Annotated in this window: 14 protein-coding genes; 10 read left to right on the top strand and 4 right to left on the bottom strand. The window is 66.0% G+C overall.

Annotated features, from left to right (window positions below; genetic code table 11):
* Window positions 1-35: 35 nt before the first annotated feature.
* From polA to BM372_RS14260, 5 genes are all read left to right on the top strand, one after another.
* Entirely contained in the window at window positions 36-2,675 is a 2,640-nt protein-coding gene (gene polA / locus BM372_RS14280; RefSeq protein WP_371261748.1) for a DNA polymerase I, read from the top strand.
* Window positions 2,676-2,760: 85 nt separating this feature from the next.
* The gene (locus BM372_RS14275) at window positions 2,761-4,047 is read left to right on the top strand and encodes a GNAT family N-acetyltransferase (RefSeq protein ID WP_090956109.1); all 1,287 of its coding nucleotides are present in this window, start codon (window positions 2,761-2,763) and stop codon (window positions 4,045-4,047) included.
* Window positions 4,048-4,238: 191 nt separating this feature from the next.
* Window positions 4,239-5,714, top strand: coding sequence for a 30S ribosomal protein S1 (gene rpsA, locus BM372_RS14270; RefSeq protein WP_090956108.1), 1,476 nt, complete (start codon window positions 4,239-4,241; stop codon window positions 5,712-5,714).
* Window positions 5,715-6,425: 711 nt separating this feature from the next.
* Window positions 6,426-6,863: a VOC family protein gene (locus tag BM372_RS14265; protein WP_090956107.1), complete on the top strand. Its 438-nt coding sequence runs from the start codon at window positions 6,426-6,428 to the stop codon at window positions 6,861-6,863.
* Window positions 6,864-7,078: 215 nt separating this feature from the next.
* Window positions 7,079-7,738: a hypothetical protein gene (locus tag BM372_RS14260; RefSeq protein ID WP_256214259.1), complete on the top strand. Its 660-nt coding sequence runs from the start codon at window positions 7,079-7,081 to the stop codon at window positions 7,736-7,738.
* Between the two features lie 183 nt (window positions 7,739-7,921).
* Here BM372_RS14260 and BM372_RS14255 read toward each other — a convergent pair whose 3' ends face one another.
* On the bottom strand, window positions 7,922-8,623 hold the full coding sequence (locus tag BM372_RS14255; RefSeq protein ID WP_090956106.1) for an IMPACT family protein: 702 nt from the start codon (window positions 8,621-8,623) through the stop codon (window positions 7,922-7,924).
* A 22-nt stretch (window positions 8,624-8,645) separates the two neighbouring features.
* Here BM372_RS14255 and coaE point away from each other — a divergent pair, with 22 nt between their 5' ends.
* From coaE to BM372_RS14240, 3 genes are all read left to right on the top strand, one after another.
* Window positions 8,646-9,953, top strand: coding sequence for a dephospho-CoA kinase (coaE, locus tag BM372_RS14250; protein WP_090956105.1), 1,308 nt, complete (start codon window positions 8,646-8,648; stop codon window positions 9,951-9,953).
* Between the two features lie 40 nt (window positions 9,954-9,993).
* Window positions 9,994-12,075: an excinuclease ABC subunit UvrB gene (gene uvrB, locus BM372_RS14245; RefSeq protein ID WP_090956104.1), complete on the top strand. Its 2,082-nt coding sequence runs from the start codon at window positions 9,994-9,996 to the stop codon at window positions 12,073-12,075.
* A 160-nt stretch (window positions 12,076-12,235) separates the two neighbouring features.
* Window positions 12,236-13,264, top strand: coding sequence for a TerC family protein (locus BM372_RS14240; RefSeq protein ID WP_090956103.1), 1,029 nt, complete (start codon window positions 12,236-12,238; stop codon window positions 13,262-13,264).
* A gap of 370 nt (window positions 13,265-13,634) precedes the next feature.
* Here BM372_RS14240 and BM372_RS14235 read toward each other — a convergent pair whose 3' ends face one another.
* The 3 genes from BM372_RS14235 to BM372_RS14225 form a co-directional block, all read right to left on the bottom strand.
* Complete coding sequence (locus tag BM372_RS14235; protein ID WP_090956102.1) at window positions 13,635-15,020, bottom strand: alpha/beta fold hydrolase; 1,386 nt, start codon at window positions 15,018-15,020, stop codon at window positions 13,635-13,637.
* Complete coding sequence (locus tag BM372_RS14230; protein ID WP_090956101.1) at window positions 15,013-15,537, bottom strand: GNAT family N-acetyltransferase; 525 nt, start codon at window positions 15,535-15,537, stop codon at window positions 15,013-15,015. Before BM372_RS14230 ends, BM372_RS14235 begins: the two co-directional genes overlap by 8 nt.
* 94 nt (window positions 15,538-15,631) lie before the next feature.
* The gene (locus BM372_RS14225) at window positions 15,632-18,178 is read right to left on the bottom strand and encodes a DEAD/DEAH box helicase (RefSeq protein ID WP_090956100.1); all 2,547 of its coding nucleotides are present in this window, start codon (window positions 18,176-18,178) and stop codon (window positions 15,632-15,634) included.
* Between the two features lie 143 nt (window positions 18,179-18,321).
* Here BM372_RS14225 and BM372_RS14220 point away from each other — a divergent pair, with 143 nt between their 5' ends.
* Both BM372_RS14220 and BM372_RS14215 read left to right on the top strand, forming a co-directional pair.
* Window positions 18,322-19,101, top strand: coding sequence for a trans-aconitate 2-methyltransferase (locus BM372_RS14220; protein ID WP_090956099.1), 780 nt, complete (start codon window positions 18,322-18,324; stop codon window positions 19,099-19,101).
* Between the two features lie 123 nt (window positions 19,102-19,224).
* Window positions 19,225-20,964, top strand: coding sequence for an ABC transporter ATP-binding protein (locus tag BM372_RS14215; RefSeq protein WP_090956098.1), 1,740 nt, complete (start codon window positions 19,225-19,227; stop codon window positions 20,962-20,964).
* The last annotated feature ends 11 nt before the right edge of the window (window positions 20,965-20,975 follow it).

Genomic DNA, 20,975 nt, shown 5'->3' with positions numbered 1-20,975 from the left:
ACCAGCCGCGCCTGCTGGTACTGGACGGACACTCCATGGCCTTCCGGGCCTTCTTCGCCCTCCCCGCTGACAAGTTCTCAACCGCCCGGGGCCAGCACACCAACGCGATCCACGGCTTCACGTCCATGCTCATCAATCTGATCAAGGAGCAGAAGCCCACCCACGTAGCGGTTGCCTTCGACGTCTCGGACGACACCACCCACCGCAAGGCCGAATACAGCGAGTACAAGGGCGGACGCAATGAGACCCCCCGGGAGATGAGCGGCCAGATCGACCTCATCGACAAGGTCATGGGCGCGTGGGGCATCAAGACCATCAAGATGCCCGGCTATGAGGCCGATGACATCCTGGCCACCCTCGCCGCCATGGGTGAAAAGGCGGGTTTCGAGGTGCTGCTCGTTTCGGGTGACCGCGACGCGTTCCAGCTGATTACGGACAACGTCTTTGTGCTCTACCCCAGGAAAGGGGTCAGCGACATTCCGCGGATGGACGCCGCAGCCATCCAGGAGAAGTACTTCGTCAGCCCCGGGCAGTACTCGGACCTCGCCGCCCTCGTGGGGGAGACCGCGGACAACCTCCCGGGCGTTCCCGGCGTCGGACCCAAGACGGCCGCCAAGTGGATCAACCTTTACGGCGGCCTTGAGGGGGTGCTTGAGAACCTCGACGGGATCGGCGGGAAGGTAGGGGACGCCCTCCGCGAAAATGTTGAGGACGTCAAGCGCAACCGGCGGTTGAACAGGCTTCACACCGATCTCGACCTGCCGGTCGCGCTGGAGGATCTCGCGGACCCGCGACCGGACCAGCAGGCGCTTGAGGAGCTCTTCGACGAACTCGAATTCAAGACCATCCGCACCCGGCTCTTCGAGCTGTACGCCGGTGAGATCCCCGAAGCAGAACGCGAGACCTTGGAAAACCGGGACTTCGCAAGGCTGCAGGATGCGGAGGCTCTCCGGGACTTTCTCGCCGCCGGGACCGGAGAGCGGTCCGCCCTCGCCGTGGACGTGCTGGCCGGACGAATCGGCGAGGACGCCGACGCCGTGGCCATCGTGCGGGACGACGCGGCGGCTTACGTTGACCTCACGGGATTGGACGCGGACGCGGAGAACGTGCTGGCACAATGGCTCCGGGACGGGGAATCCCCGAAGGTCGTGCACGGCTACAAGGCGGCACTGAAGGCGCTGACCAACCGCGGGTTCGCCCTGGAAGGGGTGGTGGACGACACGTCCGTCTCCGGTTACCTCATTGAGCCGGACCGCCGCACCTACGAGCTGGCGGAGCTGGCCCAGCACCACCTGAACATCCATGTCTCTGCGGAGGCCGCGAAGGCCGGTCAGCTGGAGCTGGAGTTCGACGACGACGCTGCCGCGGCGTCCGGCGCCCTGGTGCAGGTGGCCGCCGTCGTCCACAAGCTGAGCCGGTACTTCGAAGCGGAACTGAAGGACCGCAAGGCCGAGGACCTGCTGGCCACCCTGGAGCTTCCTGTCACCCGGGTCCTCGCCGACATGGAACTCGCCGGCATCGCCATCGACATGCCCCGCATCGACGAGCAGCTGTCGGACCTGGCCAAAGTGATTGACAATGCCCAGGAGCTGGCCTTCGCCGCGATCGGCCACGAGGTCAACCTGGGTTCGCCCAAACAGCTGCAGACGGTGCTGTTCGACGAACTCCAGTTGCCGAAGACCAAGAAAATCAAGTCGGGCTACACCACGGACGCCGCATCGCTGAAGAACCTGCTGGAAAAGACCGGCCACGAATTCCTGGTCCAGCTGATGGCGCACCGGGAGTCGTCCAAGCTGCGCCAGATGCTGGAGTCGCTGAAGAAGTCGGTGGCGGAGGACGGCCGGATCCACACCACCTACGCGCAGAACGTCGCGGCCACGGGCCGGATCTCCTCGAACAATCCCAACCTGCAGAACATCCCGATCCGCAGCGAGGAGGGCCGGCGCGTCCGCGGCATCTTTGTGGTCAGCGAGGGCTACGAGTGCCTGCTCTCGGCGGACTATTCACAGATCGAAATGCGCATCATGGCGCACCTCTCGGGGGACGCCGGGCTGATCCAGGCCTACAAGGACGGCGAAGATCTCCACCGGTTCGTGGGTTCCAACATTTTCCACGTGCCCACGGACCAGGTGACCAGCGCCATGCGTTCCAAGGTCAAGGCGATGTCTTACGGCCTGGCGTACGGCCTGACCTCGTTTGGGTTGTCCAAGCAGTTGGAGATTTCCGTTGACGAGGCGCGGACCCTCATGAAGGACTATTTCGACCGGTTCGGCGCCGTGCGCGACTACCTCCGTGGCGTGGTGGACCAGGCCCGGATCGACGGCTACACCGCCACGATCGAAGGCCGGCGCCGGTACTTGCCCGACCTCACCAGCACCAACCGGCAGCTCCGGGAAAACGCGGAGCGCATCGCGTTGAACTCGCCGATCCAAGGGTCCGCCGCGGACATCATCAAGCGGGCCATGCTGGGCGTCCACTCCGAGCTGAAAGCGCAGGGACTCAAGTCGCGGATGCTGCTGCAGGTCCACGACGAACTGGTCCTCGAAGTGGCAACGGGCGAGCGGGAGGCCGTGGAGAAACTCGTCACGGAGCAAATGGGATCGGCGGCGGACCTGACCGTTCCCCTGGAGGTCCAGATCGGCGTCGGATCGAGCTGGTACGACGCCGGACACTAGCGCTTTACCGGGGCCGGCGTTTTCGTTCCGGCAGATTTTCGGTCCGGCGCTGCCGGAGCCACAGCTATCTCAGGGGGAGAAACACGTGACAGAGAAGTATGAGCTCAGGCGGTTCCGCGCGGCTGAAAAGGACTCGGAGGACTACGCGGCCGGCGTCGAGTGGTTGCGCGGCGTAGGGATCGGCTTCTACGACGAGCCGCGCAAGGACGAGTCCGTCGACAAGATCATGGCCATGTACCGCGTGGACAACCGCGAGATGACCGGGGTGTACCAGGCCGACGGCGTCGCGGCCCACTCGCTGGCCGCCGAGGTCCCCGTGGCCACGTTCGCCACGATGCGCAAGGACCTGAACATCGGCTACGGGCGGCAGCTCGAGGCGCACCTGGTCACGGCTGTCACGGTACGCGGGACCCACCGCCGGCAGGGGCTGCTCCGGCGGATGATGACAGAGGACCTCGCCGCCGCGAAGGCCGACGGCGTCGCCCTGGCGGCGTTGACGGCCTCGGAGGCGTCGATCTATGGCCGGTTCGGCTACGGCGTGTCGACGTTTGAACGCAGCATCAAGGTGGACACTGGTCCCCGGTTCCGTCTCCGCCACGAGCCCGTCGGCTCGGTGGAGATCGCGGACCGGAGAGTCCTGCTGGAGCTGGCGACGGAGGTTTTCGAACGGCTGCACCACCAGACCCCGGGGTCGATCGTCCGGCAGGAGGCCTACCGGCTGCGGTCCTCGGGCACGCTGGGCCGCGACGGCGGCGAAGACGAGGCAGTCCGTTGTGCTTTGCACTACGACGCCGCGGGCACCGTGGACGGGTACGTCTCCTACAAGTTCGGCGGCTGGGACGCCAAGCCGTACACCATGGAGATCGTCGACCTCGTGGCGGCCACCGACGCCGCCTATCTGGAACTGTGGCAGTTCCTCGGCAGCATTGACCTCGTGGAACGGATCAGCTGGCAGGACGCGCCTGTCGACGACCCGCTGACTTGGGCCCTGGAGGACCCCCGCTGCCTCGAATCCTCGGACCAACGGGACATGCTGTGGCTGCGAATCCTCGACCCCGTGCGGGTTCTGGGCGCCCGGCGGTACTCGGCCGACGGGCGGGTGGTGTTCGCCATCCGCGACGGCCTCGGTTTTGCCGCCGGCACGTTCGCCCTGGAAGTCCGCGGGGGAGAAGCCGCGGCGGCGCCGGCACCGGACGCCGAGCCGGACCTGACCCTGGATGTCGCGGACCTCGGCTCCATTTATCTCGGCGCCGTCTGTCCCGTCACCCTGAAGGCCGCCGGCCGGATCACCGAACACACCGCGGGAGCCGCGCTGGCGGCGCGACTCATGTTCGCCGTCGAACGCTCACCGCACTGCCTGACGCACTTCTAGCGCTTTGACCCGCGTTGAAGTAAACGACTAGACTAAACGGGCGCATACTACGTGCGCGCATTTACAATCCACAAAATCAGGATGACCCGGCGGATCCCTTGCTGTGAAGCCGTATTCTTCGCCTGCATTCCATAATGCGGGCGAAGCGGTTTGCCTGACCGACTAACTATCCACAACGGAGCCCCTACTACATGACCATCACCTCCACCGAGAAGCCCGGTACCCCCGTAGTCGCGATTAACGACATCGGTACCGCTGAGGACTTCCTCGCAGCTGTCGACGCGACCATCAAGTACTTCAACGACGGAGACCTCGTCGAAGGTACCGTCGTCAAGGTCGACCGCGACGAAGTTCTGCTCGACATCGGTTACAAGACCGAAGGTGTCATTCCCTCCCGCGAGCTTTCCATCAAGCACGACGTTGACCCCGGAGACGTCGTCTCCGTTGGCGATCAGGTCGAAGCCCTGGTGCTCACCAAGGAAGACAAAGAAGGCCGCCTGATCCTCTCCAAGAAGCGTGCTCAGTACGTGCGTGCCTGGGGCGCCATCGAGAAGGTCAAGGAAGAAGACGGTGTTGTCACCGGTACCGTCATCGAGGTTGTCAAGGGTGGTCTTATCCTCGACATCGGTCTGCGCGGCTTCCTGCCCGCATCCCTCGTCGAGATGCGCCGTGTGCGCGACCTCGCTCCGTACATCGGTCAGCAGATCGAAGCCAAGATCATCGAGCTGGACAAGAACCGCAACAACGTTGTGCTGTCCCGCCGTGCATGGCTCGAGCAGACCCAGTCCGAGGTCCGCTCCACGTTCCTCAACAAGCTGGAAAAGGGCCAGGTCCGTCCCGGCGTCGTTTCCTCCATCGTCAACTTCGGTGCCTTCGTGGACCTGGGCGGCGTAGACGGCCTGGTTCACGTTTCCGAGCTGTCCTGGAAGCACATCGACCACCCGTCCGAGGTTGTCGAAGTTGGCCAGGAAGTCACCGTCGAGGTTCTCGAGGTCGACCTGGACCGCGAGCGCGTCTCCCTGTCGCTCAAGGCTACGCAGGAAGATCCGTGGCAGACCTTCGCCCGCACCCACGCCCTCGGCCAGGTTGTTCCGGGTAAGGTCACCAAGCTCGTTCCGTTCGGCGCGTTCGTTCGCGTTGAAGACGGCATCGAAGGCCTGGTCCACATCTCCGAGCTCGCCGTGCGCCACGTCGAGCTGGCCGAGCAGGTTGTCTCCGTTGGCGACGAGCTGTTCGTCAAGGTCATCGACATCGACCTCGAGCGCCGCCGCATCTCGCTCTCCCTCAAGCAGGCCAACGAGGGCGTCGACGCCGACAGCACCGAATTCGATCCGGCACTCTACGGCATGGCCGCCGAGTACGACGAAGAGGGCAACTACAAGTACCCGGAGGGCTTCGACCCGGAGTCCAACGAGTGGCTTGAAGGCTACGAGAACCAGCGCGCCGCCTGGGAGCAGCAGTACGCTGACGCCCAGACCCGCTGGGAAGCCCACAAGAAGCAGGTTGCCCAGCACGCTTCCGACGACGCTGCTGCAGCAACGTCCGGTGACAGCGATTCCGGCACCACCAGCTACTCCTCCGAGCCGGCCGCAACCGAAGCCGGTGCAGGCACGCTTGCTTCGGACGAGGCTCTCGCCGCTCTGCGCGAGAAGCTGACCGGCAACTAATTGCCCTCAACCCTCCGGGAGTCCGCTCCCTGAGGCCAGGCAGTTCGTAGCTTGAACCGGCACCGTCACGGTGCACAAAGGTGGCCGTCCCCTCGGGGGCGGCCACCTCTTCGTTGCCTGCGCGTTGTCCACGGACATGCTCCGCGGTCGCCTGCTCCACCGGACATGCCCATTTTTGGTGCCCTCCCGTTGGGACATGCCCATTTTGCCGCCCTCCCTGTGGGGACTGCTCCGCGGCTGCCTGCTCCACCGGACTTGCTCATTTCTGGCGCCCTCGCTGTGGGGACTTGCCCATTCCCAGGCCTCCCCGGGGGACATGCTCATTCTTGGCGCTTTCCCAGTGGGACATGCTCATTCTTTGGACTGACAAGCGGGCATATGGGGATCCTGTCCTTTCCTGCGGGTCCGTGAGGAACATGTCCAGTGGCGCGAAGGTGGCGTCTGGCCCCACCGTGGACATGTCCATTCCCGGGCTGTCCCTAGGAACATGTCCAATGGTCGGAAGGTGATGCCCGCCCCGGCCATGGACATGTCTACTCCCGGGGCCAGACCCACGGGCATGTACCTTGGACGAGCGCATATCCCCTGCCATGTTCGGAAGAATCGGACGTGCGCCCCCGAACACGCGGGTTGCGCAATCCTTGACGGCAGCCCGGCCCCGAGTCCACACTTTGCAGGTTGAGATTTCCCGCCGACGACGAGGTGACTGCCATGGCTGAAGCGCCGGAGACTGTTGAAGCGCAGGACACAGGCAAAGCGGTAGGCCCGTGGCCACGGCGCATCGGGGCCATCACCCTGTTTGTCGAAGACCTAGCCATTACGAAGAGTTTCTACGCGGAAGTCTTCAAGCTCCCGCTTGTCTTTGAGGACGACGTCTCTGCCGTCTTTAAGTTCGAGAACACATTGATCAATTTGCTCAATGTCTCCGAAGCCACCGAACTGATCCACCCGGCGGCCGTGGCCAGCGCTGAGTCCGGTGCCAGACTCCAGTTCACCATCCAGGTGGACGACGTCGATTCCATGTGCGCCGAACTGTCCCGCCGCGGCGTGGACCTGCTCAACGGACCGATGGACCCGCCCTGGGGTGTCCGCACGGCCTGCTTCCGTGATCCCGCCGGGCACATCTGGGAGATTGCCCACGAGATCTAGCCTCGCCGATCATCCGTGCGCCCCGGCAGAGGATATGTCCATTCCTGGGTCCGTGGGTAGGCATGTCGGATGGTGCCGAATGCCGGCGGCGGTGCCCCTATGTTTTGTCAATTCCATGCTGCTGGCTTACGGGCATTGAAAATTTCAGGATTTGAGCAGCAGGCTCGGCAGTATCGGCGGAGGATCATCGGGCCCTTGCACCATCTACTGCGCCTATGGGGAAAGAGACGATGACCGGAATCGATGATCTCATGCCAAAGTCCAACGACGGTTGGGCCAAGGCCACGAGAAGATCGCAGGGCGTGGCAGACCGGGGCCTTGACGGTGCGCTGAAAGCCTATTACACGCGCTATTTCCCGGCCGGCGTGATCATCCTTGTCGCGGCAGGAACCATCGGCGGGATCCTGGTCCTTGGAGGTGGGCCGGGGGACTGGCCGCACTTCTTGGTGTTCGGATACTTCCTTGCAGTGCTGGGCGTCGTGATCGGTGGTTTCGTCTATAACGCGAAGAAAATCGCTCCGGCAGCGGAACTGGGCAAGATTGACGTGCTGCTGTCGCTGGAGGATGAGGAGCGAAAAGACATCCGCCGCCAAGTTCTCGGCAAGGCACCCATTGATCCGGATCACCTTGTCGTTTCGCGGGCCGCCGCAGTGCAGCTACGAAAGAATCTCGCCACACAGCTCGTCTGGATGTCCGCGTACCCGTTCGTGCTCATTCCCCAAGTCATAGGAGGAGACGGATTCAGCTCGTGGCTCATGGCCGCGGGCGTGGCTGTCATAGTGACGGGGATTATGTTTTCTGTCCGCGACTTCCAGCGGGCCGGGGCTTTCCTTACCCGCACAGCAGAGTCGGAGGCCGCCGCCGCAGCTCCGTGAGGGCAGCTGCGGCAGGCCCGCAGCGTGTTCCGACAGACGCCCGGCGGGGGCACATGTCCATTCCTGGGTTTGTAGGGTGGGCATAGAGGCACTGTGTCCATCGCTCGCCGTGGCCGGGGGACATGTCCGGCGCCGGCGGGCCAGGCCGCCCTGCAATGCCCGCCAAGCTCCCGCGGGCACCGTTCAGCTGATCGGGACGTCGATCCACGCCGTTTCTTCGCGCAGCAGCGAGGCGCTGCCGGCGGACAGGGCGGCCACGCGGTCCACCGCGCGGGCCAGTTCGGCGGGATTGTCCGGCAGCGCAAGCCGCAGGACGGTGGTCTGCGCCTCGTAACGGGTCTCGGCCATGACGTAGCCCGCGGCGCGTAGGTCGTTCTCGAGCCGCCCGGCCGCGGCATGCTGCACCGGCACCGCGCAGATCCGGAACCGACTGCGGCGCACGAGGGGCGCGAGTTCCAACGCCGTGGACACCGATTCCGAATACGCACGCACCAGCCCGCCCGCGCCCAGCAGAATGCCGCCGAAATAGCGCACCACCACGGCGGTGACGTCGCTGAGGTCGGCGACGCCCGGCGCCGTCTCACGCTTCAGGAGTGCCTCGAGCATGGGGATGCCCGCAGTCCCGGACGGTTCGCCGTCGTCGTTGGAGCGCTGCACGTCCCGGTCGGGGCCCAGGATGAACGCGGAGCAGTGGTGCCGGGCATCATGGAATTCTTTGCGCAGACCGGCCAGGACGGTGCGGGCCGCCTCCTCGTCCGGCGTACGCGCCAAGACAGTGATGAACCGGGACCGCTTGACTTCAATCTCGGAACGGAACCCGGGTCCGGTGGTGGGGGTTGTGTAGACGGAAGTCCTGCTCTCGGGGGAGTCCGCCTCATCTGCCACCGGTTCAGTTTAGTCTGGTGAGGTGTTGAAGATCGGGTTGACCGGCGGGATCGCCGCGGGGAAGTCAATGGTTGCCGCGCGCTTGCGCGAGCTCGGCGCGGTGCTTGTCGACGCCGACGCATTGGCCCGGGAGGTTGTGGAGCCGGGCACACCCGGGCTGGCACGGGTGGTGGAGACCTTCGGTGCCGCGGTCCTGAGGGCCGACGGGCGGTTGGACCGGCCCGGGCTGGGCGCCTTGGTGTTCGGGAACGCGGAACGCCTGGCCGCGCTCAACGGGATCATCCACCCCTTGGTGCGGGAGCGCGCCGCAGCGCTGGTCACCGCCGCCCCGGCAGGCGCCGTCGTGGTCCAGGACATCCCGTTGCTGGTGGAAACCGGACAAGGCAAGAACTTCCACCTGGTGATTGTGGTGGACGCGCCGGACGATGTGCGGGTCCGTCGGATGGCCGACCACCGCCAGATGAGCGCCGACGAGGCACGCGCCCGAATGAATGCCCAAGCGAGCCGCGAGGACCGGCTGGCGGCCGCAGACGTCGTGCTGGACAACTCGGGCGCCCCGGAGCACCTTCGGCACGCGGTCGACACGCTGTGGGAGGAGCGGCTGGTGCCGTTCGCGCTGAACCTCAAGGAACAACGGATCGCACCGCGGACGGGAGGGCCCGTGCTCACCACGGCGGATCCGGCGTGGCCGGCGCAGGCCGACCGGTTGATCGCCCGGCTGCGGACCGCGGTCCAGCAGGACGTCCTGGCCGTCGACCACATCGGGTCCACGGCGGTCCCGGATCTTGACGCCAAGGACGTGATCGACCTCCAGCTAAGCGTCCGCGACCTCGACGCCGCGGACCGGCTCGCCCCGCTGCTGGCTGACGCCGGGTTCCCTCGCTGGCCGGGCATCATTGCCGACAAACCCAAACCCTCGCACCCCGACCCCGCAGACTGGGGCAAGCGCCTGCACGGCAACGCCGACCCCGGCAGGCCGGTGAACGTGCACATCCGCGCCGCGGGATCCCCGGGCTGGCGGTACTCGCTGTGCTTCCGCGACTGGCTCCGCTCTGACGCCGGCGCGCGCGCGGACTATGTGGCGGAGAAACGCCGCGTGGCGGGGCTCCACGGGGTGGACAGGTCCACCGCAGGGTACGCGGCGGACAAGGAGGCCTGGTTCTCGGACTACGCTGCCCCGCGGATGGACGCCTGGGTGCAGCGCACGGGATGGCAGCCGCCGTCTTACGCGGACGACGGCGGCGCCGTCGACGGCGGGAGCGGCACCGACGGCGGCGCAACCGCCCCGGACAGGGGCGCCGCCGCCGGACTGGGTACAGCCCAAAGCTGAATCTGAAGTGGGCGCCGATGGGCGGCGGTAGATTAGAGCCATGAGCCTTGCCCAGGAGATTAACCGTGTCGTGGCGCCCTTCGAGGTCATCAGCGAGTTCCAGCCGGCCGGTGACCAGCCGGCCGCGATCGCGGAACTGACGGAGCGCATCAGGAACGGCGAAAAGGACGTGGTCCTCCTCGGTGCCACCGGTACCGGCAAAAGCGCGACGACTGCGTGGCTGATCGAGCAGATCCAGCGGCCCACGCTCGTGATGGTGCAGAACAAAACGCTCGCCGCGCAGCTGGCCAACGAATTCCGCGAGCTGCTGCCAAACAACGCGGTCGAATACTTCGTCTCCTACTACGACTACTACCAGCCCGAAGCCTATGTGGCGCAGACGGACACCTTCATCGAGAAGGACTCCTCCGTCAACGAGGAAGTCGAACGGCTCCGCCACTCCGCCACCAACGCGCTGCTGACGCGCCGGGACGTCATCGTGGTAGCCACAGTGTCCTGCATCTACGGTTTGGGCACCCCGGAAGAGTACATTCTGGGCATGGTGACCCTCCGCAAGGGGGCGGAGATGAACCGGGATGATCTGCTCCGGAAATTCGTCTCCATGCAGTACACCCGCAATGACATGGACTTTCACCGCGGCACCTTCCGGGTCCGCGGCGACACCGTGGAAATCATTCCCATGTACGAGGAGCTGGCGATCCGGATCGAGTTCTTCGGGGACGAGATCGAGAACATTTACACCCTGCACCCGCTCACCGGCGAGGTGATCCGTGACGAGACCGAGATGTACGTTTTCCCGGCCTCGCACTATGTGGCCGGTCCGGAACGCATGAGCCGGGCGATCACCAGGATCGAAGACGAGCTGGCTGAGCGGCTGAAGGTCCTGGAGAGCCAGAACAAACTGGTCGAGGCCCAGCGGCTCCGGATGCGCACGACCTATGATCTTGAAATGATGCAGCAGATGGGGTTCTGCAACGGCATCGAGAACTACTCCTCGCACATCGACGGGCGCGCCCGCGGGACGGCGCCGCATTGCCTTCTCGACTACTTCCCGGACGACTTCCTTCTGGTAATCGATGAATCCCACGTGACGGTGCCGCAGATCGGTGCGATGTACGAGGGCGACATGTCCCGCAAGCGGACCCTGGTGGACCACGGCTTCCGGCTGCCCTCGGCCATGGACAACCGGCCGCTGAAGTGGGATGAGTTCCAGGACCGGGTGGGCCAGACGGTGTACCTGTCCGCGACGCCGGGCAAGTTCGAGCTCGAGAGGGCCGACGGCTTCGTCCAGCAGATCATCCGGCCCACGGGCCTGATCGACCCCGAGGTGGTCGTGAAGCCCACGAAGGGCCAGATCGATGACCTGCTCGGCGAAATCCGCACCCGCACGGCGAAGAACGAACGCGTCCTGGTCACCACCCTGACCAAGCGGATGGCGGAGGACCTCACCGACTACCTTCTGGGGCACGGCGTGAAGGTGGAGTACCTGCACTCGGACGTGGACACGCTGCGCCGCGTCGAGCTGCTCCGCGAACTCCGGATGGGTGTTTTCGACGTCCTGGTGGGCATCAACTTGCTCCGCGAAGGCCTCGACCTTCCCGAAGTGTCCCTGGTGAGCATCCTCGACGCCGACAAGGAAGGCTTCCTGCGCTCGGCGACATCCCTGATCCAGACCATCGGCCGCGCGGCGCGAAACGTCTCCGGCCAGGTCCACATGTACGCGGACCGCATCACCGACTCGATGGCCAAGGCCATCGACGAGACGAACCGGCGCCGCGCCATCCAGGTGGCGTACAACACCGAGAACGGCATCGACCCCCAGCCGCTCCGCAAGAAGATCGCCGACATCACCGACCAGCTTGCCAAGGAAGATGCGGATACCCGCGAACTCCTGGCCGCGGCGGGCAAGACCCGCGGCAAGGGCAAGGGTGCCTCGACGATCAGGCAGGACGGGCTCGCCGCCGCGCCGGCGGAGGACCTGGTGGGCCTGATTGAACAGCTGACTGAGCAAATGCACGCCGCAGCAGGCGAGCTTCAGTTCGAACTCGCGGCCAGGCTCCGCGACGAGGTGGGCGAATTGAAGAAGGAACTGCGGCAGATGCAGTCCGCCGGGCACGCCTAGGGTAAACTCGGACGGACGTAGGGGAGTATCCCAAGCGCTACGATCGTCAACACGCGAGGCACGGATGCCGCGCCGGGCGTAGCGGGCAGCCGAGCCACATCTTGCGCAGGCTGTCGGAGAGACTTACACCGCTGAGCTGTACCCTACGAAAGGTTTCTCCGTGCCCGAACTACCCCTTTGGTTCGAGATCGGCTCCTTTGTCGCCCTCGGCCTCATCCTGGCCATAGACCTGCTGATGGTCCTCAAACGCCCGCACGAGCCCTCCATGAAGGAAGCCGGGCTGTGGGTCACCTTCTATGTCGCATTGGCACTGGTCTTCGCCGGCGCCATGTTCGCGTTCACCGGCCCCGAATTTGGCGGCCAGTTCATCGCCGGCTGGGTGACGGAATACAGCCTCAGCATCGACAACCTCTTCGTCTTCATCATCATCATGGCCCGCTTCTCGGTGCCGCGTAAGTACCAGCAGGAAGTGCTGATGGTGGGCATCATCATTGCCCTCATCCTGCGCGGCATCTTCATCATGCTCGGCGCGATCGTCATCGAGCAGTTCAGCTGGGTCTTCTACATCTTCGGCGCGTTCCTGCTCTGGACCGCGTGGAAGCAGGCCCAGGACGAGGGCGAGGATGAAGAGGACAAGGAAAACCCGCTGATCGCCCGCATCCGCAGGATCCTGCCGATGTCCGAGAAGTTCGACGGAGGCAAGCTCCGCACCGTGGTGGACGGCAAAAAGGTGTTCACCCCCATGCTGATCGTCTTCGTCACCATCGGCATGACGGACCTGCTGTTCGCCGTCGACTCCATCCCGGCCATCTTCGGCCTTACCCAGAGCGCCTTCATCGTGTTCACCGCCAACATTTTCGCCCTCATGGGGCTGCGCCAGCTCTACTTCCTGCTGGGCGGGCTCATGAACCGGCTGATCTACCTTAAGCACGCCCTGTCCGTGATCCTGGCGTTCATCGGCGTAAAGCTGGTCCTGCACGCCATGCACGTCAACGAACTGCCCTTCATCAATGGCGGCCAGCACATTGAATGGGCACCGGAGATCCCGACCTTCGTCTCCCTCGCCGTGATCATGGGCACCATCATCATCGCCGTGATCGCCAGCCTGATCAGCTCCAAGGCGTCGAAATCCAAGCTGGATGCCCGGCTGGAGGAAGACGCCCGCAAGAGCCTGAGCGACGTCGACTAGTGGCGGTGGCCGGACACCCGGCAGCACTTTAGGCGGCAATTAGGCAGCATGTAAAAGTACGGCGCTGGACCCTCACGGGCTCAGCGCCGTAGCTTTTGGCCCCCCGCGCGGGGGGCATGTCCAGTGGTCGTCTGGACCAGCGGGGGGACATGTCCATTCCTAGGTCCGTGGAGCGGACATGAAGGCACCGTGCTCATTGCTTGCTGCTAACGGGGAACATGTCCAGTGGTCGTCTGGGGCCGCGGGGGGACATGTCCATTCCTAGGTCCGTGGAGCGGACATGAAGGCACTGTGCCCATTGCTTGCTGCTAACGGGGGACATGTCCAGTGGTGTCTGGCGAGCGGGGGGACATGTCCAGTGGTTGTCTGGCTAGCGGCGGGCGGAGCGGGCCATACCGAGCAGGCGGCCGAAGATCGCCTCGCCGTCGTCCGCGATCCCGTCGTGGTGGAACTCGTCGGTCTCCCACACCTGCAGGCCCCGGACGGCTGCGGCTGTTTCGAGGGAGAGCTCGCGGTCCACGTAGATGTCATCGGTGTACACGGCTGCCGCGACGGGCACGGTGTTCAGTGCCAGCCGCTCCGGATCGTAGAGCGGCGCCCAGTCATCCTTCTCGGCGAGCAGCCGCGCCACGTCCTGTAGCGGACGCAGGGCGGGGTCCTGCTCGAAGTACCAGGGGTAGACCATTTCCCCGGTCAGGAGCGGTTCCCGCGCGTCGGGGCGGAACTCGGGGAACTCATTCAGGACCCGCCAGGCGGCCCAGTCGGTGGCTCCGGCCTGGGCGTAAATGGACTCGTGCATCAGCGCGTACAAGGGGTTCGCGGCCCGGGAGACGAGGCCCCGCACCTGCTCCAGGAATCCATCCGAGAGGCGGTCACCGTCCGGAGTTGCCACGAAGGCGTCCTCGAGCAGGTGGTGCAGCGCATCCACCCGGGTGTTCCCGCCCAGGAACGAGCCAACCATCTGGAACCGTTCGACCGTGAGCCGGCCGCCGTCGGGCAGGTATTCCTCCGTGTCCCGCAGGTGCCGGGCGATGCGGGTGACGGCGGCACGGTCTTCGGGATACCAGCCGAAGTATTCGGCGTTCCGGGCCGCGACCCGACGGAACGTCGCCCGGTATACCCGGTCCGCGGAACCGCCCAGCGGGGGCAGGCCTCCGGTCACGAGTGCTTCCCGCAACCCCTCCGGGGCGAAAGACAGGTAACTGAGGGCGCAGAACCCGCCGTAGCTCTGGCCGTAGACGGTCCACGGGGCCGCGCCGAGCGTGGCCCTGATGGCCTCGGCGTCGGCCACGATCGAATCGGCCCGGAAATGTGTGAGGTAGCGGGCCTGCTCCGTCGCCGTTCCGCGCAGCGGCAGCGTGTTGCGGTCGACGGGCGAGGAAAGGCCGGTGCCGCGCTGGTCCAGCATGAGGATGCGGAAGTCCCGCGCGGCGGCCTTGCTCCAGCCGCCTAACGACGGAAAGCGGTTGCCGCGTCCGCCGGGACCGCCCTGCAGGTAGAGCAGCCACGGCAACCCGGCCGCGGCTTCCTCACTGTGCTCCGTGGACACGTACTCCCGGGCAAACACCGTGATGGTCTCCCCGCGGCCGCCGGCGTCGCCGAAGTGGTCCAGGGGGACCTGGAAATAGTGTTCCGCGGTGCGCATTCCCCGGTACGTGTGGCGTGCCCGGACGCTGTGCGGCACTCTGCGCTCGGCGCTGGACGCAGACTCCAGGAGCGCGGCTCCGGTGAGCCCTGTCAGCGGAAGATCAACCATGGACGGCCTCCGCGCGGGAGCCCGCGGCGGGCTGCGAGCCGGCGCCGCCAAACGCGTCCAGCGCCCCGCCGGTGAGGCGGAAGGTGGACCATTCTTCCATCGGGACGGCTCCGAGCTTCTTGTAGAAGTTGATGGAGGGCTCATTCCAGTCCAGCACACTCCACTCCACCCGGGCGTAACCGCGGTCGACGGCGGTCGCGGCCAGGTGCTGCAGCAGGGCCTTGCCGTGGCCCTCGCCGCGGGCCTCGGGCCTGACGTAGAGGTCCTCCAGGTAAATCCCGTGGACCCCTTCCCAAGTGGAGTAGTTCAGGAACCAGAGGGCGAAGCCCCGGACCTCGCCGGCCGCGTTCTCCGCCATGGTGGCGAAGACCCTCGGGTTCTCCCCGAAGAGGGCCTCGGTGAGCATCTCCGGAGTGTTCCGGACCGCGTCCGGTTCCTTCTCGTAGATGGCGAGGTCGTGGATCATCTGCAGAATGGCAGGGACGTCATGCGGGGCGGCGGGCCGGATTACACTCATTGTTCGAGTCTACTAGCGGCGCGTGCCCGTCCTGCCGGCGCCCGTGTGCCCCTCCCGCCGGCGCCCGCGTGCGCGGCCCGCCGGGCGCCGGACGCTAGAGCCGGTTGACGTCCGTGACGCGGACGACGGCGGACCCTGCCTCGTCCGAGGCCGCGAGGTCCACCTCGGCGGAGATGCCCCAGTCGTGGTGGTTGGCCGGGTCATCGAAGATCTGCCGGACCTTCCACAGCCCTGGTTCCTCCGTGATGATCAGCAGCGCCGGGCCGCGGGCGTCCGGGCCCGTGCCGATGTCGTTGTGCTCGTCGAAGTAGTCATCCAGGGCGTCCTCCCAACGCTCCGCGTCCCAGCCGGAACCGGCGTCGAGCTCGCCCAGGGCGGTGGCGGCCTCATCGGCGAACAGCTCCACGCGGCGGAACATCTCGTTGCGCACCATGACGCGGAAGGCCCGGAGATTGGAGGTCAGCGCCGGCGGCGGTGGCGGGGGCGCGTCGTGCGGTGTGGGCGCGGCGCCGGAGGTGAGCTCTTCCCACTCGTCCAGCAGGCTGGAGTCCACCTGGCGGACCAGTTCACCCAGCCAGGCGATGAGGTCCTCGAGGTCCTCGCGGAGGGCGTCCTGCGGGACGGTCTGGCGGAGCGCCTTGAATCCGTCGGCGAGGTAGCGCAGCACGATCCCCTCGGAGCGGGCCAGGCCGTAGAACTGGACGAATTCGCCGAAGTTCATGGCACGCTCGTACATGTCCCGGACCACGGACTTGGGCGCCAGTTCAAAGTCGCCGACCCACGGCGCTGCCTTGCGGTAGACATCAAACGCTTCGCCGAGGATCTCGGCGAGCGGCTGCGGGTAGGTGACTTCCTCAAGCATGGCCATCCGCTGGTCGTACTCGATGCCGTCGGCCTTCATCGCCGCGACGGCTTCGCCGCGCGCTTTCTTCTGCTGTGCCGACAGGATCTGGCGGGGCTTTTCGAGGGTCGCCTCAATCACGGACACGACGTCCAGGGCGTACGACGGCGACTCCGGGTCCAACAGCTCCAGTGCCGCAAGGGCGAAGGGGGACAGCGGCTGGTTGAGGGCGAAGTTGGCCTGCAGGTGGACGGTGAGCCGGACCGTGCGGCCGTCCGCTTCCTGCTCCGCCGGCGGGATCCGCTCCACGACTCCGGCAGCGAGCAGCTCGCGGTAGATGCCCAGGGCCTTCTTCATGAGCCGCAGCTGGGAGGCCCGGCTCTCGTGGTTCTCGGTGAGCAGGCGGCGGGCGGCCTGGAACGGGTCGCCGGGACGTTCCATGAGGTTCATCAGCATCGCATGGGTCACGGTGAAGCTCGACGTCAGCGGATCCGGTACTGACTCCACCAGCCGCTTATAGGTCGGTTCGCCCCAGGATACGAAGCCTTCCGGAGGCTTCTTCTTGACCACCTGGCGCAGCTTTTTCTGGTCGTCGCCGAACTTGGCCGTGGCCTTGGCCATGGCCTTCACGTTTTCGGTGACATGCTCCGGGGCCTGGACCACCACAGTGCCCGCCGTGTCATAGCCGGCGCGTCCGGCGCGCCCGGCGATCTGGTGGAACTCGCGGGAGTTCAGCAGCCGGGTGCGCACGCCGTCGTACTTGCTCAGGGCGGTGAGAAGCACAGTGCGGATGGGCACGTTGATGCCCACCCCAAGGGTGTCGGTGCCGCAGATGACCTTCAGCAGGCCGGCCTGGGCGAGCTGCTCCACAAGTCGGCGGTACTTGGGCAGCATGCCGGCGTGATGGACGCCGATCCCATGCCGGACCAGCCGGTTGAGGGTCTTGCCGAAGCCGGCGGCGAAGCGGAACCCGGCGATGAGCTCGGCGATCTTGTCCTTCTCCTCGCGGGTACAGACGTTGATGCTCATCAGGTTTTGCGCCCGGTCAATCGCCTCAACCTGGCTGAAATGCACCACGTAGACCGGAACCTGCTTGGTGGCGAGCAGCTCCTCAAGGGTCTCGTGGACCGGGGTCTGCTCGTAGTAGTAGTGCAGCGGAATGGGGCGTTCCGCGGAACTGACGGTCGTCGTCGGGCGGCCGGTCAGGGCGCTGATCCCGTCCTCGAAGCGGCTGACGTCACCCAGCGTTGCCGACATCAGCAGGAACTGCGCCTGGGGCAGTTCGAGCAGCGGCACTTGCCACGCCCAGCCGCGCTGCGGGTCGGAGTAGAAGTGGAACTCGTCCATGACGACGGCGCCGAGCTGGGCCTCGGCACCTTCCCGCAGGGCGATGTTGGCCAGGATTTCGGCGGTGCAGCAGATGATCGGCGCCTCCTGGTTGACGCCGGAGTCACCGGTGATCATGCCGACGTTTTCGGCACCGAAAATCTCGCAGAGGGCGAAGAATTTCTCCGAGACGAGGGCTTTGATGGGTGCGGTGTAGTAGCTGCGCCGCCCGCGGGCCATGGCCTGGAAGTGCGCGGCGATCGCCACAAGTGATTTACCGGAGCCGGTGGGCGTGGCCAGGATGACGTTGGAGCCGGAGGCAAGCTCCATGATCGCTTCGTCCTGGGCGGCGTAGAGCGCAAGGCCGCGGGTCTCAGTCCACTCCACAAACCGGGTGTAGAGCTCGTCCGGGTCCAGGCCAGTCCTGCCGGGAATTCGGGCGGCCGGGGCAGGGAGCTGATCAGCGAGTTTCATCGCCTTCCAGCTTAGTGCCCGCCTGATGCCCGCGGCACCGGCGGCACGTCCCGCCCCACACGCCCGGTGCCTGCCTCCTTGGCTGGCCATCAGGGCGGGGCTACGCTTCCGTTAGTGCAACAGTGCCGGGACCGGAGGTGGACATGAAGTGGGATCCCGAAAAATATGTGCAGTTCGGGGATTACCGGGACCGTCCTTTCTTTGATTTGACCGGCCGGATTCACGCGGAGGCCCCGCGGCACGTCGTCGACCTCGGCTGCGGTCCGGGCAACCTGACCGCGACACTCGCTGAGCGCTGGCCGGGTGCCCAGGTGGTGGGCCTGGATTCCTCGCCGGAGATGCTGACCAAGTCCAAGGCCCGTGCGGACGCGGCGCCCAATCTGTCCTTCGATCTGGCCGACATCCTGCACTGGCTGCCGTCCGGGGACACGGATGTGGTGGTCACCAATGCAGCCCTGCAATGGGTGCCCGGCCACCGCGAGCTGTTGCCGGCCTGGCTCGATGCACTTAAACCAGGGGCTTGGTTCGCCCTTCAGGTGCCGGGGAACTTCAACGCCCCCTCGCACACCCTGATGCGGGAGTTGGCCGAGTCGCCGGCCTGGGCGGGACGGCTTGCCGGGGTCCTGCGCCACGATGACGTGGTGGGGGAGGCCGCGGAGTATTTGGAGATCATGCTCGACGCCGGTTGCGCCGCCGACGCTTGGGAGACCACCTACATGCAGCTGCTCCCGGGTGCCCGCCCCGTTCTCGAGTGGGTCCGCGGCACGGGGCTCCGGCCGGTCCTCGCGGCCCTCCCGGAAGATGAGGCGGCGGAGTTCGAGGCAGAGTATTCGGCGCAACTTGACACTGCCTACCCTGCGGGGCGGCACGGGACCGTCTTTCCGTTCCGGCGCACGTTCGCCGTGGCGCAAAAACGCGGGTGAGCCCGATGACACGAAACACTCCGATATGGGGCTTACAATGACGTGGCGGTCTGGGGGCAGCCGTTAGGCTGGTTCCATTCCGAGCCCTGGGCTAGTAATGGAGGTTCGGTGCTAATACGCCTGATGGCGCGGCTGCTGTCCGCGCACAAAGGGAGCGTGCTGGCCATCGTTGTGCTGCAGCTCATGCAAACCACCGCCAACCTGCTCTTGCCAACCCTGAACGCCGCCATCATTGACGACGGCATCATTGCCGGGAACACCGGGGAAATCCTGCACCTCGGCGGCTGGATGGCCGGAATCGCCGCCGTGCAGGTGCTCACCGCCATCGCGGCGGGATATCTGGGCTCCGTCGTCGCCATGGATATCGGGGGGCAGCTGCGCGAGGAACTCTTCACGAAAGTGCGCTCTTTCTCCTCCCAGGAGGTCGGCGTCTTTGGCGCGCACAGCCTGGTCACCCGGGCCACCAACGACGTCGTCCAGATCCAAAACCTCGCCGTCCTGGTTTTCGCCATGCTGATTGCCGCCCCGGCCATCTTCATCGGCGGCATCGCCCTGGCCGTGCACCAGGACGCCGCGCTGTCCTGGATCGTGGTCGCGGTGATTCCGGTCCTTACGGTGATCATGACCGTAATCGTGCGCCGCCTAATTCCCCTCTACCGCGAAGGGCAGTCGCTCCTTGACCGCATCAGCCGGGTACTGCGCGAGCAGATCATCGGTGCGAACGTGATCCGCGGCTTCGTCCGGCAGGACCACGAAATCCGCCGCTTCGACGAAGCCAACAAAGACCTCACCCGGAACAACCTGCACTCCGCTTTGCTGGTGGCGGGGATGATGCCGATGATCATGCTCGTGGTCAACCTGTCCTCCGTGTGCGTGGTGTGGTTCGGCGGCCACCGGATCGACTCCGGCGAAATGCGCCTGGGCGCCCTCACCGCGTTCATCGCCTACATCCTGCAAATCCTGATCGCCATCATGATGGCCATGTACGTCTTCATGACCGCACCGCGCGCGTCCGCTTGCGCGGAACGGATCCGCGAGGTGCTGGACACGCAACCGGCGATCGCGGACCCGGCCGCCGGCGCAGCACCGGGAAAAGCCGCACCGGCCAACACCTCACCGGGAAACGCTGTCGAGTTCCGGAACGTGTCCTTCGCATATCCCGGCGCCGAAGCGCCTGTGCTGGACGGGCTTACGTTTACCGCCGCGCCCGGGACCACGACGGCGATCATCGGGGCGACCGGCAGCGGCAAGACGACGCTCCTGAACCTGCTGCCCCGGTTCCTCGACGCAACCGCCGGCGAGATCAGCATCGGCGGCCGCAACGTGCGGGCCTTGACCCTGGACGCGCTGCGGAACCTTTTCGCCTTGGTCCCGCAGCAGGCGTACCTCTTTTCGGGCACGGTCGCCGAGAATCTTCGGGTCGGCGCCCCCGCGGCCGGCGACCAGGACTTGTGGCAGGCATTGACGGCCGCGCAGGCCGCCGATTTCGTCCGCGACCTGCCCCTCGGGCTCGACGCACACGTCAGCCAGGGCGGCACCAACTTTTCCGGCGGCGAACGGCAGCGCCTCTGCATCGCCCGGGCACTGCTCAAGAATGCCCCGGTCTACCTGTTCGATGACAGTTTCTCGGCCTTGGACTACGGCACGGACGTCAGGCTCCGCGCCGCGATCGAGCCCCTGCTGCGTTCGGCCACCGTGCTGATCGTGGCCGAACGGGTGGCGACCGTTGCGGATGCCGGTCTGATCCTCGTGCTGGAGGACGGGCGCCTCGTCGCCCAGGGCACGCACAGCGAACTCATGGCGTCCTCGCCAAGCTACCGGGAAATTGCCGCGTCCCAGCTCGTCCTGGAGGAAACGCCGTGAGCCGCGGCCGG

The sequence above is a fragment of the Arthrobacter sp. ov118 genome (assembly GCF_900116495.1).
Classification (GTDB): domain Bacteria; phylum Actinomycetota; class Actinomycetes; order Actinomycetales; family Micrococcaceae; genus Arthrobacter.
The sequence above is the reverse complement of the archived record's forward strand: the minus strand, read 5'-3'. Positions and strand labels throughout refer to the sequence as shown.

Coding starts and splice junctions, on each gene's coding strand:
- polA (WP_371261748.1), top strand. CDS start 36: ATGGCCTTCCGGGCCTTCTTCGCCCTCCCCGCTGACAAGTTCTCAACC.
- rpsA (WP_090956108.1), top strand. CDS start 4,239: ATGACCATCACCTCCACCGAGAAGCCCGGTACCCCCGTAGTCGCGATT.
- BM372_RS14265 (WP_090956107.1), top strand. CDS start 6,426: ATGGCTGAAGCGCCGGAGACTGTTGAAGCGCAGGACACAGGCAAAGCG.
- BM372_RS14260 (WP_256214259.1), top strand. CDS start 7,079: ATGGGGAAAGAGACGATGACCGGAATCGATGATCTCATGCCAAAGTCC.
- uvrB (WP_090956104.1), top strand. CDS start 9,994: ATGAGCCTTGCCCAGGAGATTAACCGTGTCGTGGCGCCCTTCGAGGTC.
- BM372_RS14235 (WP_090956102.1), bottom strand. CDS start 15,020: ATGGTTGATCTTCCGCTGACAGGGCTCACCGGAGCCGCGCTCCTGGAG.
- BM372_RS14230 (WP_090956101.1), bottom strand. CDS start 15,537: ATGAGTGTAATCCGGCCCGCCGCCCCGCATGACGTCCCTGCCATTCTG.
- BM372_RS14225 (WP_090956100.1), bottom strand. CDS start 18,178: ATGAAACTCGCTGATCAGCTCCCTGCCCCGGCCGCCCGAATTCCCGGC.
- BM372_RS14220 (WP_090956099.1), top strand. CDS start 18,322: ATGAAGTGGGATCCCGAAAAATATGTGCAGTTCGGGGATTACCGGGAC.
- BM372_RS14215 (WP_090956098.1), top strand. CDS start 19,225: ATGGCGCGGCTGCTGTCCGCGCACAAAGGGAGCGTGCTGGCCATCGTT.